The following is an 18,609-nucleotide window of genomic DNA, read 5'->3' on the forward strand; positions in this document are numbered from 1 at the left end:
AGCCCCGCCCTCTGCAGACCTAGGAGCCCACGGCTGCACGTTTTCGCACAAGCATAAAATGTCCGCCAAAGGCTTATGCAAGCCGGCGCACCTTCCATAGCTTGTCGTCCAGCAAGATGAAGGGCATTACGACGCTTCTAGTCAAACGCGCATGTGTGGCCACTACCGCAGACATTGGGCGGGATGGAACCCAATAGCTCAGCGCGGCCACATCCAGCCCAGCTGCCTGTTCCCTCTTCGCCTGAAGGGGAGAGTCATAAGAGATAGGGCCACGTTGCCAAAGCCTTTTTGATGCAGTCGCGTGTACCACTGACTGGAGTACCGTGCCGGTTTAGTCACACTGTCATCGAGATGCGTTGCGGCTTCTGCCGCAGCGGCCCTCCCTTCAAACTCATACTCAAACTCATCTATTGACTCTCCGAAGGCTGCTCCTTCGGGTCGATGTACCACCAATCGTTCGGATCTCTCTCCCATGATCCCCGGCCAGTGAAATAGTCGCACAGACGAACTCTGGGGGCGGCGATTACCTTGGGCTCGAACAGATGGGATCCAGCCATTGGACCTGCCGATGCGTCCACTCGAGCCAAGTCAGCGCCTCCGGGCTGCGATCTCCCGTCTGATAGAACGCCGCTCCGAATCGCCTTGGCCGCCCGCCACGCTCCAAAGCCGACAAACGATTGACCAGCTTCGCCCGCTGTAGCCTGAGCGTCTCCTCCGCACGTGCCGGCGCCATCCGAAGCCTATCGGTTTCTTGAGCTTGAGCCGCTTTTTCCACCAGCTCGAGACGAACTGCCAACAGCTCAGCTTCCCATAGCGGCATGGCAGCTATAACAACCCCGATGGCCGCCCATTACCGCCGATGCCACTGCCTGTCTCTACGAGCGCACGCCCTACCTGTTCATCAACCCACAGTTTAGGAAAGTGTGGCGGCGCTTCAGGTAGGCGTGCCGGCCGCGGCGCCGCGGATCTCCGTCGAAGCCTACCTGGGCCGCGGCGCGCCTACGGCCTCTTCCTGCGTAGTGCTGGTCATTGCAGTTGCAGCCCTCAATGAAGGGACGCCTCAGAAGACAGGAAAAATTTGCGCTGGAGCGTGTTATGAAATTTGATCTAGTTAGCGCCGACGTGATCTCTCCCCTGCCGATGCAGCAGGTGATTTCCACTTCTGGCACCATCTTTCTGCGCTTCTAAATCAGCCGGCTGCAGCCATGCGCACTACCGGCCTGCTGGATCGAGTCGGCCGCTCAATATGACCAACTTTCGTACTATCACTATGTAACGCTACCCAACACCACGGCATCATACGGCCGCAGCTACCCGCCCCGCGTCACTGACACGGCACCCCACTGCCGACCAGCATGAGCCAGCCGACACTGGGCGTCAAGCAACATGCAGACGCCGCCATTACCTTGATCAGCCCTATGATGCCCTCCTCCCGCAAGAACATACGCCCTACTCTGTCCACTGTGCCGACTAGGCTGGGCGCGCTCGTGCTCGGCCTGTGTACCCTGGCCTGCCCTGCCGTCCACGCCAATGGACTGCGCCTGGAAACCTCGGTGATCGTGGTGGAAGCGCAGGACGGTGAAGGCGTCATCGCGGTGAAAAATACCGATAGCAAGGCCGTGCTGCTGCATTCAGAGGTGGTCAATGTACCCGAAGACACCTCGCCGCTGCTGCTGGTGACACCGCCGATCACCCGTGTGGATGCCGGCAATACGCAGATGGTGCGGTTCTTGCTGAAGCCCAACCAGACACTGACCACCGAGCGACTCAAGCGCGCCACCTTCGAAGGCATTCCGCAGACCGCCCCGAACAAGGTGCAGGTCAACATCCGCCAGAACATTCCTGTGATCATCCGCCCGGCCGGGCTGGCCAGAAACGGCCAGCCGTGGAAGCTGCTGCAATGGACCCACACCGCGGACGGGATCGCGGTGCGCAATACCGGGCCCTACGTAGTGAGGATGTCGCAAGAGTTGACCCTCCAACCCGGTGAAATACCCGCCAAACTGCCTCGCACCTATATCCTCCCGGGGGAATCGGTAGCCCTGTCCAGCAGCAGCGACCTGCGTGCGGCGCGCGGCGTGCGCTACACACCAGCAACGCTCAACGGCTACTTCGCCGACCCGGTCGACGCCGACGTGCAGGCCGGACCACCGCGCGTGGACCTCGCGCCGGCAGCACAATAACACCGGTAGTCCCGGCCCCACCCAACCGCTGCTCATTATCAGACCGTGTCCGCCAACCGCCACGGCGCTGCAGGCGCTCGGCCCGCGTTCGACTCTGCTCGGGCGTAAATGGATTTGAGCGCACCGCCCAAGGATCGCGCCCACCACCACGGTTTCGTGGCGGGCGCGATGCCACGGCGTTGCGTTCAATGCTGTCAGCACCGCTGACAGCGCTATACGTCAGCTTTGACGTTTTTTACTAGTACCTGGAGATCAATGATGAACCGTCCCACCCGGATCCTCGCTGCATCGGCATTGAGCTGTGCATTGAGCCCCGCATTTGCAGCCGACAGCGTCACCATGAAAGTTGGCGGCACGCTGGTTGCCCCAAGCTGCAACATCGCCCTGTCCGACGCGACCGTGGATTTTGGCGACATCGCACGCGGCTCTCTCGGCAACACCAGTGCTACCGCGCTGCCGGCCAGCAAAGCAAAAACGCTGAATGCCAGTGTCGCCTGCGTTGGCAACACCGCTATCGCAATCAGCACGGTGGACAACAGTGAAGCGAGCAAGCCGACCGACATCCGTTCGTTCGACTTCGGTAACGGCCCGGTCACCCTGCCCACCGCACAGTACGCCGGCCTGGGCAGGGCCAGCAACAACGCGGCCATTGGTGCCTATGCGGTCAGGGTAGGCACAGTCACGGTCGGCACGGTAGCCGGGGGTTCCAGTGACGCAGTGAAGATGTTGAGTGGAGTCGATACCACCAGCCTGACCGAAGTGAGTGGCACGGTATACCTGGACGCCACCAAGCCGGTGATCAGTGCGGCCGACGCCACCGGAAACTCGATGTCAGGAAACAGCTTCAACTTCCCGCTGACCGTGGCCGGCAACATCTCGGCCACCGACAACCTGCCTGCCGAAGAGATTGACTTGAATGGCAGCACCACGATTGAAGTGAAATATCTTTAACCACGGATCGACTGCATCCATCCGCTCGATTCAAGGAGAACACAATGAACCTGCATGCCAAACTCGCCCTGGCAACTGCCCTATTGCTGGCTATCACGCCTGCATTTGCCGATACCAGCGCGACCATGAGCGTCACCGGCAAGATTCTCACCGCACCGTGCGATATCAGCGCAGTGAGCGGTTTTGATATGACCATCGATGACATCAACCTTGGTGAGGTCAGCCAGGACAGCTACAACGAAGCCAGCTTTGGCGGCACCAGCATCCTGTCCAGTCTGACCGTGACCTGCGGCGCGCCGACCCAGGTAGTGGTCAAGATGAGCGACTCCTTCAGCGGCAAGAAGGGCGCCGACACCATGCCCTTCCGCGGCACCAACTTGGGACCGGCGAACTACTACGCACTGATCGACGCCAGCACCGGCAATGCCATCGGCGGCTACACCATGAAGTTCAGCAGCACTCAAGCGGGCATCAGCGCACAGGACGCCATCCTCAGCGCCGATGGCGAGAACGGCTGGGCCGTCGGCACCAATGGCTACCTAGACAACGGCAAGCCGTACCTGGCCTCGGCGGTCCAGGGCACCACTACTGTGGCGACCACGAACAGCGCCGGTACCCTTTATGGCTTCCGCGTCTACCCGACCCTGTTCAAAGGCAGCGATCTGCCCACGACCGGCAATGTCGACATCAGCGGTAGTGCGACCTTCGAGATCGTATCGCTTTAACCACTGAGCTCCACGGCTGGCACGCTGTGCCCGGGGCGCCGCTGCGATCACGCAGCGGCGCTTATCGCCAGCATACCCCTGTACTGCGTCCTGCTCCCTCCGTTTGGCCCTCCCTTCCAATGAAGCTGAAAATACTCGCAAGCCTGGTCTCGGCCGCCTGCAGCGCCAGCGTTTACGCCGATGATGCCGCGCCGACCGAAGCCGGACGCACAGCCTTATCAGGAACGGATCTGGCTTCCGGCAACGCCACCTTTAATACCAACATTCTCAAATCACGCGGTCTGCCTGCCGATGTGGCCAAGTACTTCGCATCGGCAAAGCGCTTCACCGCGGGCACCAATTACGTCACGTTGCAGGTAAATGGCGCGTCCATCGGCACGACCAACGCACTGTTTGACGGCGACGGACAGCTGTGCGCAACGCCCGCGCTGCTGCGCTTGGCGCAGATCGGGCCGCCCGGGAAAGGCGCGGACCAATGGCCGCAAGCAGCCGCTGCCGAAAGCGGCACCACGCCGCGGTGCATCAACCTTGCCGATTACTACCCGCAGGCGGTGGTTAAGCTGCGGCCCGACAATGATCAGCTGGAATTGATCGTGCCCACCGACGCGCTGCGTGCGCCCATGGCGGCCGACCGCTCGCTGGCTGACAGCCCGGGAGGAACCGCAGCGGTCTTCAACTACAACCTGGTCAATTCGCGCAGCGATTATGCAGGCGGCCAGTCACGTAGCATGCAAGTGCTCACCGAAACTGGACTGAACACACACGGCTGGATCCTGCGTAGCCGGCAGAGTTACAGCGATTACAATGGGCAACGGCGTTTCCGCAATCTTGACGCCTACGCGCAGAAAACCTTCGCTGCGCAGCACGTGCTGCTGCAGGCGGGCCAGATCAACCCAGCAAGCCAGCTGTTCTCGCTGCCTGCCCTGTTAGGCGCGCAGTTGCTGCCGGAAGCCGCCCTGCAACAGCCGTTGAGTGGCGGCGCCAGCGCCAGCGGGATCGCCCAAACAGAGGCTCGCGTGGAGGTCCGACAGAAAGGTAGGCTGATTCTTTCCACGCTGGTACCTCCTGGCCCGTTCGCCCTGACTCAGCTGCCAATCATCGACAGCAACGCCGACCTGCTGGTAACGGTAATCGAGGCGGACAGCTCCCAACGCAGCTTCGGAGTACCTTCGGGAAGCTTCAATGTTGGCTTCAGCCAACCCGAACGCTCCCTGTCTTTCGCCATTGGCCGGCCCGACCGCCAGGACCTGCGCGCCCCCGATGGCAGCCGTCCGCAGGATGCCTGGCTGGCCGCCGTTCACGGCAACGTGCCGCTGCGCGAATGGGTAGGGCTATCCGCTGGCGCCGTCATCACAAACAACTACCACGCGGTGGCCGCCGGTCTCAACGCAGCGCCCACACGCAACACCAATGTCTACCTGCGCCAAGTTGTCTCGCGCCGCCCCAAAGGTGGCCAGCTTGGTACCCAGCTGCAGCTCAGCGGCAGCCTGCAGCTGCTCGACCGGCTTTCACTGGCAGCCTCGGTGCAGCAGCAGACGCAACACTTCCGCCAGGCCAGCGACGTGCCGTGGGCAGAGCCGTGGCGCGTCAGCAGCGGCGAGAACTCGGGCAACGGTCCACGCTTGCAGCAGTCGTTGAACCTGTCTTATCAGGCCCGGGCGTTGGGGGCGTTCGGGCTGGGGTACTCGCGCTATCTCGGTTTCGACGATCGCAGCTCCGGCAATGTACTCGCCAGCTGGTCGCGCACCATCGGCAGAGCCAGCATCATGCTCAGCTCTGAACGACGCATTGGAAGCAACAAGGACCGCACGATCTACCTTTCGATGAACCTGCCACTGGGGAGCCGCAGCGTCAATACCACCGTGGCCCGACAGGGCGATCGCCTGCGCACCCGCGCCAACATCAGCGAGCGGGTCAACGAGCTCGTCGCCTACAACCTGACAGCCACGGCCGACAGCGGGCGCGGCGGCAGCGCATCAGCTGGACTTAATCTATTGCCATGGTTCACCCGGATCAACCTCAATGGCAGCCGACAGAAGGGTGCCTCCTCGTTCAGCAGCAGCCTCGCCGGCGGTGTAGTGCTACATGGCCAGGGGATCACATTTACTCCCTACCCATTGCAGGACACCTTCGCCGTAATCTCGGTGCCGGGTATCCGCAATGCCCGCATCGATACTCCCTATGGCCCTGCCTGGACCGACGCGGCCGGCCGTGCAATCGCACCAAGTCTGCCGGCCTATGCTAAGGGTCGACTGTCGCTGAGCACGCGCAGCCTGCCGCGTACGGTGGACATCGGCAATGGCATCCAGTCGTTGCGCCTCGGCCGCGGCGCGGTCGCCAAGGTCACCTTCGATGTCGTGCATAAACGGCGGGCGCTGCTGCGCCTGCTCGATGGCAACGGACAGGCGCTGGAGAAAGGCACTGCCATCTTCGACTCGCGCGGCGAATGGATCAGCTCGGTCGGCACCGACGGCGGGGTCTTTCTCAACGAGGTGCAACTACAGGCACCCCTGCTGGCTAGCGATGTCAACGGCCGTCAGTGCCACTTCCAATATCAGTTTCCGGAAAAAATCGATCCGGAGGCCTTCTACGACACCGCCGACATCACCTGCCAGTGATGCCAACTATCCCCCTGACCCGGACACCGCAAGCATGCCCACGCAAGCTCCCAACTTTTCATATCGGCTGCGCAAGTGGGGGGTAGCACTGGCTGGGGCGGCCGGTTTGACCGCCTTTGAATCCTCCGCTACGACCGACTCCGACCCGCCACCCACGCCGCCATGCCAGATCAGCCTGGACAATCCGGACATCGCCTTTGGACGGATCAACCCCTACGACCTCCCCAACACCGTCGCCTATACGTCGCAAAGGCCGCCATCGGTTGGCCGACAACTACGTACGTTGCAGGTGCAATGCATGCTGCCCACACGTTTCGCGCTGCGCTTCCGTGCCCCTGCCCACAGCAGTGGACAGGGCTATCCCTTGGGCGATGCGGGCGTGGTACTGGTATCAATAGCACGGGCACAAGCCGATGGCATCCCTGCCCTACTCACCTCTAACCCGTCTCCGGTAACGATACCGGTGCAACCAATAGATGCGATGGAATGGAAGCCCAACCACGTACTTCAGGTGGTCACCCAAGGTCAGGTCGGCCCGGTCACCCAGCTGACCCTGCAAGTGGAGATTGAGGCCAGAGTGCTGATCCGTACAGACCGCCTACGGCAGGACCAGCCGTTCGACAGCGAGGGCAGTTTCGAGGTGCAGCCGTTGTCGTTGTGATTCTGCCGCGGCTTGCGCAACGCGGTTCAACGCGCAATCACTGCTAGCAGCGGCATGCGATGGTTTCGTCCGAAAAGTTCTATCAACGGAAAAGGCAATGACGTCGAGGCTAAGCCAACTTGCGGCAATGACGATGCCTCGTCCACGTGCCGATTCTTCTCACTTGACTGAGATCCTGCAGGTACTGCGGGATCACGGGCCTTTCGAGCGCGAGGTGGATGGTCTGCGTCGCACCACTGGTTGGGGCGAAGCTGAGTGGTTCCTCTCATCGAACGTGCTGCTCGACGATGCCGCCCCGGCCGATGTGCTGGCCACAGATCCAGTCCGCGTGCTGCAGGCGGCCCGTACTGAGTTCGCGAGCCAGGCCTGATGGTGCCGCCCGCGATCCGGTCAGCTGACAGCTGCTGACCCAAGTGCTTCGATGATCCAGACACAGGATGGTACCAACGGCGGGCCGATTGGAACCCCCTGCCAGGACTCCACCGGGGGAATTCTATCCATTACGCTGGCCCGGTTTTTCGGGGGTAGGTCAGGCTCAGATACGGACAATCGCGACTTGGCCGAAGTCAGGCAGTTGCATCAGTCTTCAGAGCAAAGGGGCTGGTGCGTGAGCCTCTCAGCTGCTCTTTAGAAGTAGCCTCGATCCTGAAGCAAGGATCCACGCAAGCCCCAGCGCTCTTTCATATCGCACTCGTGGATCTGAGCAACCTGACCGTCGACGATGTCGGCCAGGAAGGTGAAGCTGTAGGGCCCAAGGTCAAGCTCAGTTTCGCCTTCGACTGAGTGCAAGGGGATGAGCACCTTGTCCTCGCTGTCATAGATCGCCGAATCCCAGTCGGGATGGTTAAATTCCACTTGAGCGCGCACTTCGCACTTGCCGAACCCAATGTACTTGCCTTCTCCTTCACCCGCTCGATAGACCGAGGTGACGTTGATGCTTATCACGTCCAAAACCTCTAGCAGCTCGACATTTGCGTCTGGGACGTCATCGGCATCAATGGAGTAGCCCATTAGTTCTTCTTGCAATGCAGTCAGGAACAGTTCTGGCTGGCTATCAAATAGCTCTTGGATGGCGTCATCCTCACGCTTGATACCTAGGGCATCCAATAGCTGAGGCATGGATGTAACGCGTGTGATGTGCCCGGACTCCTCACAGGCGATGGCAAAGTCTCCATCCTGAGACCATACGATTAGGGGCTTTTCAGCGCTCACATCGCCGGAGACTGCAGCAAAGATGAACGCATCTGGGAACTGGTCTTTCTTGCCAGATGGGCCGAAGAGACCTGTCCCATGGGTGTATTGCTCAAGAACGTGAGACGGCTTCACGTTGTCGATGCTTCGCACCTCAGCTTGGAACTGAGAGAACATTGCCAACTTCACTTTTTGCAGATGGTGATTAAAGATCTGAACCCTCAGTTTGTCGCGATCAAAGCCAGGGATTTCTAGCTGGAGGTACTGACGGGCGGCATGCTTGAGGTCGGCTTTGATCAGTGGGTCCAAAGCGGCGATATCGTTGTTTCTGAAGCGCTTGGCGATCTCCATCAGGGTCAGGTCGGTGGACACCAGCTTGACCAAGCCGTGATTGATCAGCTCAGTCAGCGTCGTCGCTTCCGCCTTCGCGAAACCTTGGCCCCAAGCGATCCAGATATTGGCATCTACGAATAGACGACGAGCATTTGCGACTGCCATCTGATGAAGTCCCAGTATGTGCCCTGATCGCCCGCTTCCATGAGACGGCACCACTGTCCTGCCGCCAGAAGCCGCATCGAGGGCTAAGTCAACAAATCAACGAGGTGATCGGCAAGGGTTGGGGGACACAGTATGCATCCCGCCAGCCGCTGGGTATCCAATCAGGCCTTGTCTCTTCTCCAAGGAGACCGGGCCCGGCTGGTCTTGACGGGAACGACCGAAACCTATGTAGGAACTCATTTACACGGGTTGTGACATGTATTCCCTTGTAAAAAGTATGTGGAAGCTCATTAGCCATGTTTTTTTCAAGGCACCCACTTCGGCGGCAGCCTGTTCGCCATGACCGACCCGTTCTGGATGCTGGGCCTGCTGCATACGCTGGGCCGCGACTACTACGTCTGGGACCGTGCCGGTGCCATCGAATTCCTCAAGCCCGGTCGCGGCACCGTGCGCACTCACTTCCACATCGATGACGCGGTGCTGGACGAACTGCGCGCCGAGGCGGCCGGCGGCGAGAAAGTGCTGCGCTGGTTCAGCAACGACGTGGTCGATGCATCGGGCGAGGTCGTCGCGCGCGTGCGCAAGCAGGTCTACGTGCGCCTGAAGCCGCAGGCACGCGGCGGCTGAAACGGCAACACCACGCCGGCAGCTACAGCGGCACCGACAGCATGGTCGTCAGCTGGTCGGTCGCGTCGCGCTGGCGGCGCGGCACCTGCAGGTGGCGGCCATCGGCCGACAGCGTGGGCACCCGGCTGGGCGAACGCCATTGCGCCGGCAGCCGCGCCAGCGCCTGTGCCGGGGCATCGGGCTGCTGCCGCAGCCATCGCTGGGCCCCCAGCAGGCGCACCAGCGCCGCGCTGTCCTGGCTGCGCGCGGCGTAATCCTGGTACACCGGGCCGCTGATGCTGGCCAGCGTGCAGCCGATCCAATTGGCCACGCAGCGGACGTCCCACGGCTGTTCCCAGCTGCGCTGCGCCGGCGCGTCCTCAGCCAGCCTGCGTTCGGCAGCAGCACCGCAGGCCCAGGCGAAATTCTGCGCGATGCGCGCGCGGGTCTGGCTGCGGTCCAGCATCAGCACATTGGTGCCCTGCCGCAGCGATGCATCGATGGCCTGTTCGCTCAGTGCGAACTCGCCCTGCATCGCGCGGCACAGGCTCTGTTCCTCGCTCGCCAGGGGTTGAAGTGCCGTTTCGCAGACCGCTGGCAGCACGTGGTCGGCCGGCAGTTCCACCAGCATGTCGGCCAGCAACTGTGCGTTCGCCTGCACGCTTGCGGCGCCGATCATGCTGTCCAGCAGCGTGCCACCACGGTGCATCAGGCGCCTGCCCAGCTGCAGGGAACGGCAACTGCCGGCCAGCGCTGCCGCCGTATCGCCCTGCACGAAGGCCAGCGCATGTGCGCTGGTGCCCTCCATCAGCAGCTGATAGCGCGGCACCGGCATCATCAGCGGGTCACCCAGCCCCTGGAACGGGGAATCGAAACGATCGAAGTCGGCCAGCTGTTGCTGCCGGCCATGCAGACCAGCATGGCCGGCATGGCCGTCGATGAAGCGCTGCGGATCTGCGCGCACGCGCGCCAGGCAATCCGGTACGCGCGACCCACAGGTAACTCCCACCTGCGCCTTCACCTGCGGCTGGGTGCCTTCCAACAGGGAATCGTTCATGCCCGGCTCCCGCCCGGCCCGCCACCGCGCTACGTCCTTCAGCAAGGCCTGCTCGCGCTGCGCAGCATCCAGATCGTCGAACGGCAGCGTCCACAGCAGGGCAAAGCCGTTGCGCCCGGGCAGGGGCTGCACATCTTCCAGCAGGCGCACCTGCGCGCGCTGCTCGGCCGACAGCGGCCAGAACCGCGCCGCCAGCCACACCGCCACCACCAGCCCCAGCAGGGCCAGCAGGCTCCAACCGATTCCGCGCAGAATCCTCAACACAGCATCCCTGCCCTGTAGCCCGCCGTCGTGATCGGGCAGCGTAATCGACAGGCTGCGACCGCTACAATGCGCGCATGTCGCTCGAAGCCCCCGCCCTGGTTCCCCGCCCCTCCCTGCAGCGCCTGTTCCTGACCGGCCTGCTGACCCTGTTGCCGATCTGGCTGACCTGGGTCGTGGTGAAGTTCGTGTTCGTGCTGCTGTCGGGCATTTCCAGCCCGCTGGTGGTGCCGCTGTCCGAACAGATCGCCACCAACTTTCCGCACTACCTGGGCTGGGTACGCGCCGAATGGATTCAGAACACCATCGCCCTGCTGGCCACCCTGCTGGTGATCCTGGCGGTGGGCGTGGCCAGCCGGCGCGTGGTCGGCCAGCGCCTGCTGCGCTGGGTGGGCGCGGTGATCAAGCGCATTCCGCTGGCCAGCATCATCTACGACAGTGCCAAGAAGCTGCTGGACATGCTGCAGACCGAACCGGGCAGCACCCAGCGCGTGGTGCTGATCGACTTCCCGCACCGTGACATGAAATCGGTCGGCCTGGTCACCCGTGTCATCAAGGAACAGGGCAGCGACCGCGAACTGGCCGCGGTATACGTGCCGACCACGCCGAACCCGACCTCGGGCTATCTGGAAATCGTGCCGGTGGAACTGCTGACCCCGACCGACTGGACCGTGGACCAGGCGATGAGCTTCATCATCTCCGGCGGTGCCGTGGCCCCGGCCAGCGTGCCGTTCACCCGTGCCGGCGAACGCGCCGAGTGAGCGAGCCGGCGCAGCCCACCCCGCATGCACGGCCGCTGCAGGACCGCGCGGTCCTGCTGTTCATCGTGCTGGCCACGTTCTTCTGCGGCAACGCGGTGCTGGCCGAACTGATCGGGGTGAAGATCTTCGCGCTGGAAGACACGCTGGGCATCAACCCGCTGAACTGGAACCTGTTCGGCCAGACCGGCTCGCTCAGTTTCACCGCCGGTACGCTGCTGTGGCCGGTGGTGTTCATCATGACCGACACCATCAACGAGTTCTTCGGCAAGCGCGGCGTGCGCTTCATCTCGTGGCTGGCGGTGGTGCTGATCGCCTACGGCTTCCTGTTTGCCTTTGCCGCCATCTCGCTGGCCCCGGCCAGCTGGTGGGTCACCTCGATGAACGCCCACGGCGTGCCGGACTACCAGGCCGCCTTCGCGGCGGTGTTCGGCCAGGGCATGTGGACCATTGCTGGTTCGCTGGTGGCCTTCCTGGTTGGCCAGCTGATCGACGTGGCCGTGTTCCACCGCATCCGCCGGGCCACCGGCGAACGCCATGTGTGGCTGCGCGCCACCGGCTCCACGGCGGTGTCGCAGCTGGTGGACAGCTTCGTGGTCATCTGGATCGCCTTCGTGCTGGGCCCGCAGCATTGGCCCACGTCGTTGTTCCTGGCGGTCAGCAGCGTCAACTACGTCTACAAGATGGGCTTTGCGATTGCCCTCATTCCCCTGCTGTACCTGATGCGCCGCGCCATTACCCGCTACCTGGGGCCGCAACGCGCGGCCGATCTGCGTGCCGCCGCCGCGGCTGACTGAATACCCAGCGCCGGCAAACTGACTGCGGCTGCACGCTGGCCGTACGCGCGCGGATCGTGCAAGCTCCACGGTCTGTGTTCCACGGAAGCTCCTGATGCCGTATTCCCCCCGCGTCCTGGCCGCCGCCATCGCTGCGTTGTTCCTGTTCAGTGCCGTACCGTCGGCCGAAGCAGCGAAGAAGAAGGCCAGCCGCCCCGCCGCCGCGCAGAGTCGCCAGGCCGCCAAACCCAAGGCCAAGCCGCGCGCCGCCCCACGCCGCGCTGCGCCGCGCCCCACCGCCCCGGCCCGCGCCGTGCCGCGCGCCGTGCAGCTGGAGCGCCTGTACGACGAATACTGGGATGCCTCGATGCGGTTGAACCCGCTGCAGGCCACTTTCCAGGGCGAAACCCGCTACAACGACCAGCTGCCCAACATCCTGTCGGCCGCCTGGCGCCAGCAATCGCACGATTTCACCGTGGAATGGCTGGGCAAAGTTGAAAAGGTCGGCAGTGACGGCCTGCAGGGCCAGGACCTGCTCAGCTACCAGATCTTCGTGCGCGACGCGCGCGCCACGCTGGACGCAGAACGCTACCCCAGCTGGATGATGCCGATCAGCCAGTACTACAACATCGGCAGCATCATGGCGATCCTCGGTGCCGGTGCCGGCGCCCAGCCCTTCAACACCGTGCAGGACTACGACACCTGGTCGCGCCGTTCGCTGGGCATTCCCCCGCTGTTCGACCAGGCCATCGACAACATGCGCCAGGGCATGAAGGCCGGCGTGGTGCAGCCGCGCGACCTGATGGAAAAGGTGCTGCCGCAGCTGGATGCAGTGATCAAGCCGACCGCCGAGGAAAGCATCTTCTGGTCGCCCATCCGCACCATGCCCGACAGCATTGCCGCCGAAGACAAGGCGCGCATCAGCGCCGAGTACAAGCGCATGATCGAACTGCGCATCATGCCGGCCTACCGCGCACTGCGTGGTTTCATCGCCACCGAATACCTGCCGGCCACCCGCGAAAGCACCGGCCTGGGCGCGCTGCCCGATGGCCAGGCCTGGTACGCCAACCTGATCGTGCAGACCACCGCCAGCGACCAGACCGCCGCGCAGCTGCATGCGCTGGGCGAACAGCGCGTGCAGGAGCTGCAGGCGCAGATCGCCGCGGTGATGAAGGAAAACAAACTGCGTGGTTCGCAGGCCAAGCTGCTGAAGAGCATGCGCAATGATCGCCAGTTCCAGTACGTGAACGCCGACGACCTGCTGAACCGCTACCGCCAGGTGCAGCAGCAGGTGTCCACGCGCCTGCCGCAGGTGCTGGATACGCTGCCCAAGGCCGGGCTGGAGATCCGCCCGGTCGATCCGGAACGCGCCCTGGCTGCCGCCGCAGCCGCCTACCAGCCGTCGCCGGCCGGACAGCCGGGCGTGCTTTACGTGAACACCCGCGACCTGCCCAGCCGCAAGCGCTGGAGCGTGCCGGTGCAGTACCTGCACGAAGCCATTCCCGGCCACCACGTGCAGCTGGGCCTGCAGCAGGAACTGGCCAAGCTGCCGCGCTTCCGCCGCCAGGGTGGCGATGTGGCCTTCATTGAAGGCTGGGGCCTGTATGCGGAAACCCTGGGCGATGAGCTGGGCGCCTACAACGATCCCTACGACCGCATCGGCTACCTCTACTCGCGCCTGCTGCGCGCCACCCGCGTGGTGGCCGACACCGGCGTGCACGCGCAGGGCTGGAGCAAGCAGCAGGCGGTCAGCTATCTGCAGAAGAATGCAGACATGAGCGCCGACGATGCCAGCGCCGAAGTGGAGCGGATCATGGCCCAGCCCGGCCAGGCCCTGTCCAACGTGGCCGGCCTGACCACCATCGTCGCCCTGCGCGACAAGGCCCGCGCGCAGCAGGGCGCTGCGTTCGACCTGCGCCGCTTCCATGCCGAACTGCTGAAGGACGGCTCGATGCCGCTGGATGTCCTGGGTCGCAAGATGGACCGTTGGATGGCCCAGCCCGCCGCAGCGGCCACGCCATGAGCGAGGCCGGCGCACTGCTGGGCATCCACCATGCGGCGCTGATCTGCAGCGACTACGCGCGTTCGAAGGAGTTCTACGTGCGCGTGCTGGGCCTGCGCGTGCTGGCCGAAAACCACCGTCCCGCACGCGACTCGTGGAAGTTGGACCTGGCCCTGCCCGACGGTGGACAGCTGGAACTGTTCTCGTTCCCCGCACCGCCACCGCGGCCCAGCCGGCCCGAAGCACAGGGCCTGCGCCATCTGGCCTTCCGGGTGGCCGCACTGGAACCGTTCATCCAGCGCCTGGCCGACCACGGCGTGGCCTGCGAACCGATCCGCGTGGACGAATACACCGGCGCCCGCTTCACCTTCTTCGTCGACCCCGACGGCCTGCCGCTGGAACTGTACGAAGTCGTCTGAGCCGGGGTCGGATCCCTTTCCACAGGAAAGGGCTCTGACCCCATCCACGCGCTCCCCAATGGGGTCAGAGCCCGTTGCACAGCAACGGGATCCGACCCCCTGTCGTTCCGACAGACCGCGGGAAACTGTCAGAGGCGGGGCGGTGTGGGCTTGCAGGACCGCAGGCGCCATGGGCCCGAGGCATGCCTCGGGCGGGTTGGGCAGGACGCCCAACCCCGGTCTTGCCGTGCGCGCAGGACAGCGCGCACGAGCAAGGCGCCTACGAGCCCCCATGGACGGGTTTACGGCGTGTCCTGCAAGCCCACACCGCCCCGCCATTCCACGGAATGCCGCCCTTGCTTCGGCTTCGGCAGGTGCAGGGCGCAGCCCAGCTCTGACCCCATCCACGCGATGCCCGGTGGGGTCAGAGCCCGTTGCGCAGCAACGGGCTCCGACCCGGTGTCGACCAAGGTCGACACCTACCCTTCGGCTTCCGCCTCTGCGGGTGCAGGGCGCAGCCCTGCAAAGCCCTCCCTCTTCCCCATACCCACCCGAATGGGTATACAGTCGCCCTGTACCGGCATCGTGCCGGAATGAACCCTGGGAGGGGACCATGCGCAAGACCTTCAAGACCCTGCTGCTGGCACTGCCGCTGTGCCTGGCCGCGCTCTCGGCGCAGGCCGCCGACAGTGCCGCCGGCCGCTGGAAGACCATCGACGACAAGACCGGCAAGGTGAAGTCGATCGTCGAGATCACCCAGGCCGCCAACGGCACGCTGTCTGGCAAGGTGGTCGACATCCTGCATTCGGACAAGGGCCCGAACCCGGTCTGCGATGGCTGCGAAGGCGCCAACAAGAACAAGCCGGTGAAGGGCATGACCATCCTGTGGAACCTGTCGCAGGACAAGGGCAGCCACAGCAAGTGGTCCGGCGGCACCATCCTGGACCCGGCCAACGGCAAGACCTACAAGTCCAAGATCGAACTGCAGCCCGGCGGCGGCAAGCTGGACGTGTCCGGCTGCATCGCATTCATCTGCCGCGCGCAGACCTGGGTGCGCGAGTAACCCGCCCCACCCCGCGCAACACTCCGTGACCCGGCCCCGGCCGGGTCACGACGTTGCGGGCGTGCGATAATCTGCGGTTCCCCTCGGCTGCACCCCGCGACCATGACCCGTACCGCGCTCGTCACCACCGCCCTGCCCTACGCCAACGGCCCGCTGCACCTGGGCCATCTGGTCGGCTACATCCAGGCTGACATCTGGGTGCGCGCGCGGCGAATGAGCGGCGGCAAGGCCTGGTTCGTCTGCGCCGACGACACCCATGGCACGCCGATCATGCTGGCCGCCGAGAAGGCCGGGGTCACCCCGGAAACCTTCATCGCCAACATCCAGGCCAGCCACGAACGTGACTTTGCCGCCTTCGGCGTGGCCTTCGACCACTACGATTCGACCAACTCGGCGGCCAACAAGGCGCTGACCGAACAGTTCTACCTGAAGCTGGAAGCGGCCGGCCACATCAGCCGTCGCTCGGTGGCGCAGTTCTACGACCCGGCCAAGGGCATGTTCCTGCCCGACCGCTACGTGAAGGGCATCTGCCCCAACTGCGGCAGCGCCGACCAGTACGGCGACAACTGCGAAGTGTGCGGCGCCACCTACGCGCCCACCGACCTGAAGGAACCGCGTTCGGTCATTTCCGGGGCCACCCCGGAGATGCGCGATTCGGAACACTTCTTCTTCGAGGTCGGCCACTTCGATGCGTTCCTGCGCGAATGGCTGGCCGGCGACGTCGCCCTGCCGGGCGTGAAGGCCAAGCTGGGTGAGTGGCTGAACGCCGAAGGCGGCCTGCGCGCGTGGGACATCTCGCGCGATGCGCCGTACTTCGGTTTCCAGATTCCCGGCCAGCCGGGCAAATACTTCTACGTCTGGCTGGATGCGCCGATCGGCTACCTGTCCAGCTTCCAGACCCTGTGCGGCAAGCTGGGCGAAGACTTCGACGCGCACCTGCGCGCCGGCACCAGCACCGAACTGCACCACTTCATCGGCAAGGACATCGTCAACTTCCACGGCCTGTTCTGGCCGGCCGTGCTGCATGGCACCGGCCACCGCGCGCCCACCCGCCTGCACGTGAACGGTTACCTGACCGTGGACGGCGCCAAGATGAGCAAGTCGCGCGGCACCTTCGTGATGGCGCGCACCTTCCTGGACGCCGGCCTGGAACCGGAAGCGCTGCGCTACTACTACGCGGCCAAGACCAGCGGCGGCGTGGACGACCTGGACCTGAACCTGGGCGACTTCATCGCCCGCGTCAACGCCGATCTGGTTGGCAAGTTCGTCAACCTGGCCAGCCGCTGCGCCGGCTTCATCAGCAAGCGCTTCGACGGCCTGCTGGCCACCCAGCTGCCCGACGCGGCGCAGTACCAGCGTTTCGTCGATGGCCTGGCACCGATCCGCGAAGCCTACGAGCGCAACGATCCGGCCGCGGCCATCCGCTTGACCATGGCCCTGGCCGACGAAGCCAACCGCTACATCGACGATGTGAAGCCCTGGGTGATCGCCAAGCAGGAAGGCGCCGATGCGCAGCTGCAGGCGGTCTGCAGCCAGGGCCTGAACCTGTTCCGCGTGCTGGTGACTGCGCTGAAGCCGGTGCTGCCGACCACCGCCGCCCAGGCCGAAGCGTTCCTGGCCGCACCGGTCAACGACTGGACCGCGCTGGCACAGCCGCTGCTGGGCCACCGCATTGCCGAGTACACCCCGCTGTTCACCCGTATCGACCCGAAGAAGATTGACGCCATGATCGACGCCTCCAAGGACACCCTGCAGCCGGCCGCCGCTGCCGCCCCCGCCGCCAAGCCCGAGGCCGCCAAGCCGGCCGCCCCGGCCCCGGCCAAGGACGAAGCCAACAGCGCCGACGCGCCGGCCTACATCGGCATCGACGATTTCGCCAAGCTCGACCTGCGCATCGGCAAGGTGCTGGTGTGCGAATTCGTGGAAGGCTCGGACAAGCTGCTGCGCTTCGAGCTGGACGCCGGCGACCTGGGCAAGCGCCAGATCTTCTCCGGCATCCGCGCCAGCTACGGCGAACCGGAAGCGCTGGTCGGCCGCAGCGTGGTGTTCATTGCCAACCTGGCCCCGCGCAAGATGCGCTTCGGCCTGAGCGAAGGCATGATCCTGTCGGCCGGTTTCGACGGCGGCGCGCTGGCACTGCTGGACGCCGACAGCGGCGCGCAGCCCGGCATGCCGGTCCGCTGAGGCACCCCGGGCGCGGCCCGCGCCGCGCCCGATCCGCACACCGCCACGGAAGGCACCGCCATGGGAGAGAGCAGGATGGAGCTGGCGCTGTTCGATTTCGACCACACCATCACCACCTGCGATACCTATGGCCGCTTCGTGCGCCGCGTGGCCACGCCCGAACAGCTGGCGCGTGCGTGGTGGAAGGTGGGCCCATGGTTGCTGGCCTACCGCCTGCGCATCATTTCCGCCGAACGCATCCGCGCGCGGGTGACCCGCCTGACCTTCAGCGAACGCCACGCCGATGACATCGCCACGCTGGCCGCCGGCTTCGCCCGCGAGGTGCTGCCCGAGGTGATGCGGCCGGAAATGCTGGAACAGATCCGCTGGCACAAGGAACAGCAGCACACCGTGGTGGTGGTGTCCGGTTCGCTGGATCTGTACCTGCGGCCGTGGTGCGAACAGTGGGGCCTGCAGTTGATCTGCAACCGGCTGGAAAGCCAGGACGGCCGTTTGACCGGGCGCTACGCCGACGGCGACTGTGGCCCGCGCAAGGTCGACCACATCCGCCGCCGCTTCGACCTGTCACGCTATGTGCGCATCCACGCCTACGGCGACAGCTACGAAGACCGCCCCATGCTGGCCCTCGCCCACGAGCGCTGGTACCGCGGCAAGCCCCTGAAATAACCAACGCGCAG

General features: G+C 64.4%; 16 protein-coding genes and 1 pseudogene. 15 read left to right on the plus strand and 2 right to left on the minus strand.

The window, feature by feature from the left end:
* The first annotated feature begins 1,047 nt into the window (after nucleotides 1-1,047).
* From C1930_RS20325 to C1930_RS14285, 7 genes are all read left to right on the plus strand, one after another.
* Nucleotides 1,048-1,188 (plus strand): hypothetical protein, encoded by a 141-nt coding sequence (locus C1930_RS20325; RefSeq protein WP_159093616.1) that lies wholly within the window; start codon nucleotides 1,048-1,050, stop codon nucleotides 1,186-1,188.
* Between the two features lie 167 nt (nucleotides 1,189-1,355).
* Nucleotides 1,356-2,183 carry a fimbria/pilus chaperone family protein gene (locus tag C1930_RS14260; RefSeq protein WP_199912365.1) on the plus strand — a complete coding sequence of 276 codons (828 nt, stop codon included), beginning with the start codon at nucleotides 1,356-1,358 and terminating at the stop codon, nucleotides 2,181-2,183.
* A gap of 258 nt (nucleotides 2,184-2,441) precedes the next feature.
* On the plus strand, nucleotides 2,442-3,134 hold the full coding sequence (locus C1930_RS14265) for a DUF1120 domain-containing protein (RefSeq protein WP_159093617.1): 693 nt from the start codon (nucleotides 2,442-2,444) through the stop codon (nucleotides 3,132-3,134).
* Between the two features lie 44 nt (nucleotides 3,135-3,178).
* Nucleotides 3,179-3,859, plus strand: coding sequence for a hypothetical protein (locus tag C1930_RS14270; protein ID WP_108772017.1), 681 nt, complete (start codon nucleotides 3,179-3,181; stop codon nucleotides 3,857-3,859).
* A gap of 119 nt (nucleotides 3,860-3,978) precedes the next feature.
* Nucleotides 3,979-6,477: a fimbria/pilus outer membrane usher protein gene (locus C1930_RS14275; protein ID WP_108772018.1), complete on the plus strand. Its 2,499-nt coding sequence runs from the start codon at nucleotides 3,979-3,981 to the stop codon at nucleotides 6,475-6,477.
* 34 nt (nucleotides 6,478-6,511) lie between these two features.
* Nucleotides 6,512-7,138, plus strand: a complete 627-nt coding sequence (locus C1930_RS20330) for a hypothetical protein (protein ID WP_159093618.1) — start codon at nucleotides 6,512-6,514, stop codon at nucleotides 7,136-7,138.
* Between the two features lie 163 nt (nucleotides 7,139-7,301).
* Nucleotides 7,302-7,508, plus strand: coding sequence for a hypothetical protein (locus C1930_RS14285; protein WP_234412670.1), 207 nt, complete (start codon nucleotides 7,302-7,304; stop codon nucleotides 7,506-7,508).
* A gap of 257 nt (nucleotides 7,509-7,765) precedes the next feature.
* Here C1930_RS14285 and C1930_RS14290 read toward each other — a convergent pair whose 3' ends face one another.
* Nucleotides 7,766-8,827, minus strand: coding sequence for a PIN domain-containing protein (locus C1930_RS14290; RefSeq protein WP_108772020.1), 1,062 nt, complete (start codon nucleotides 8,825-8,827; stop codon nucleotides 7,766-7,768).
* A 303-nt stretch (nucleotides 8,828-9,130) separates the two neighbouring features.
* Here C1930_RS14290 and C1930_RS14295 point away from each other — a divergent pair.
* Nucleotides 9,131-9,454, plus strand: a pseudogene (locus tag C1930_RS14295) (DUF4442 domain-containing protein); the annotation flags it as partial.
* 22 nt (nucleotides 9,455-9,476) lie between these two features.
* On the opposite strand, the gene C1930_RS14300 reads toward C1930_RS14295, so the two are convergent.
* Nucleotides 9,477-10,754: a hypothetical protein gene (locus C1930_RS14300; protein WP_108772022.1), complete on the minus strand. Its 1,278-nt coding sequence runs from the start codon at nucleotides 10,752-10,754 to the stop codon at nucleotides 9,477-9,479.
* 74 nt (nucleotides 10,755-10,828) lie between these two features.
* Between C1930_RS14300 and C1930_RS14305 the strand changes: the two genes are divergently transcribed.
* From C1930_RS14305 to C1930_RS14335, 7 genes are all read left to right on the plus strand, one after another.
* The gene (locus C1930_RS14305) at nucleotides 10,829-11,512 is read left to right on the plus strand and encodes a DUF502 domain-containing protein (RefSeq protein WP_108750658.1); all 684 of its coding nucleotides are present in this window, start codon (nucleotides 10,829-10,831) and stop codon (nucleotides 11,510-11,512) included.
* On the plus strand, nucleotides 11,509-12,306 hold the full coding sequence (locus C1930_RS14310) for a queuosine precursor transporter (protein WP_108753763.1): 798 nt from the start codon (nucleotides 11,509-11,511) through the stop codon (nucleotides 12,304-12,306). Before C1930_RS14305 ends, C1930_RS14310 begins: the two co-directional genes overlap by 4 nt.
* 94 nt (nucleotides 12,307-12,400) lie before the next feature.
* Complete coding sequence (locus C1930_RS14315; RefSeq protein ID WP_108772023.1) at nucleotides 12,401-14,308, plus strand: DUF885 family protein; 1,908 nt, start codon at nucleotides 12,401-12,403, stop codon at nucleotides 14,306-14,308.
* A complete protein-coding gene (locus C1930_RS14320) occupies nucleotides 14,305-14,706 on the plus strand; it encodes a VOC family protein (protein WP_108772607.1) in 402 nt (133 codons plus the stop codon). The genes C1930_RS14315 and C1930_RS14320 overlap by 4 nt, the downstream gene beginning before the upstream one ends.
* 592 nt (nucleotides 14,707-15,298) lie before the next feature.
* Complete coding sequence (locus C1930_RS14325; RefSeq protein ID WP_108750662.1) at nucleotides 15,299-15,748, plus strand: DUF2147 domain-containing protein; 450 nt, start codon at nucleotides 15,299-15,301, stop codon at nucleotides 15,746-15,748.
* A 102-nt stretch (nucleotides 15,749-15,850) separates the two neighbouring features.
* The gene (metG, locus tag C1930_RS14330) at nucleotides 15,851-17,932 is read left to right on the plus strand and encodes a methionine--tRNA ligase (protein ID WP_108772024.1); all 2,082 of its coding nucleotides are present in this window, start codon (nucleotides 15,851-15,853) and stop codon (nucleotides 17,930-17,932) included.
* A gap of 75 nt (nucleotides 17,933-18,007) precedes the next feature.
* The gene (locus C1930_RS14335) at nucleotides 18,008-18,598 is read left to right on the plus strand and encodes an HAD family hydrolase (RefSeq protein WP_108750664.1); all 591 of its coding nucleotides are present in this window, start codon (nucleotides 18,008-18,010) and stop codon (nucleotides 18,596-18,598) included.
* Nucleotides 18,599-18,609: the final 11 nt, after the last annotated feature.

Origin of the sequence: Stenotrophomonas sp. SAU14A_NAIMI4_8, assembly GCF_003086695.1 — a bacterium.
In the GTDB taxonomy this organism is placed as follows: Bacteria; Pseudomonadota; Gammaproteobacteria; order Xanthomonadales; family Xanthomonadaceae; genus Stenotrophomonas.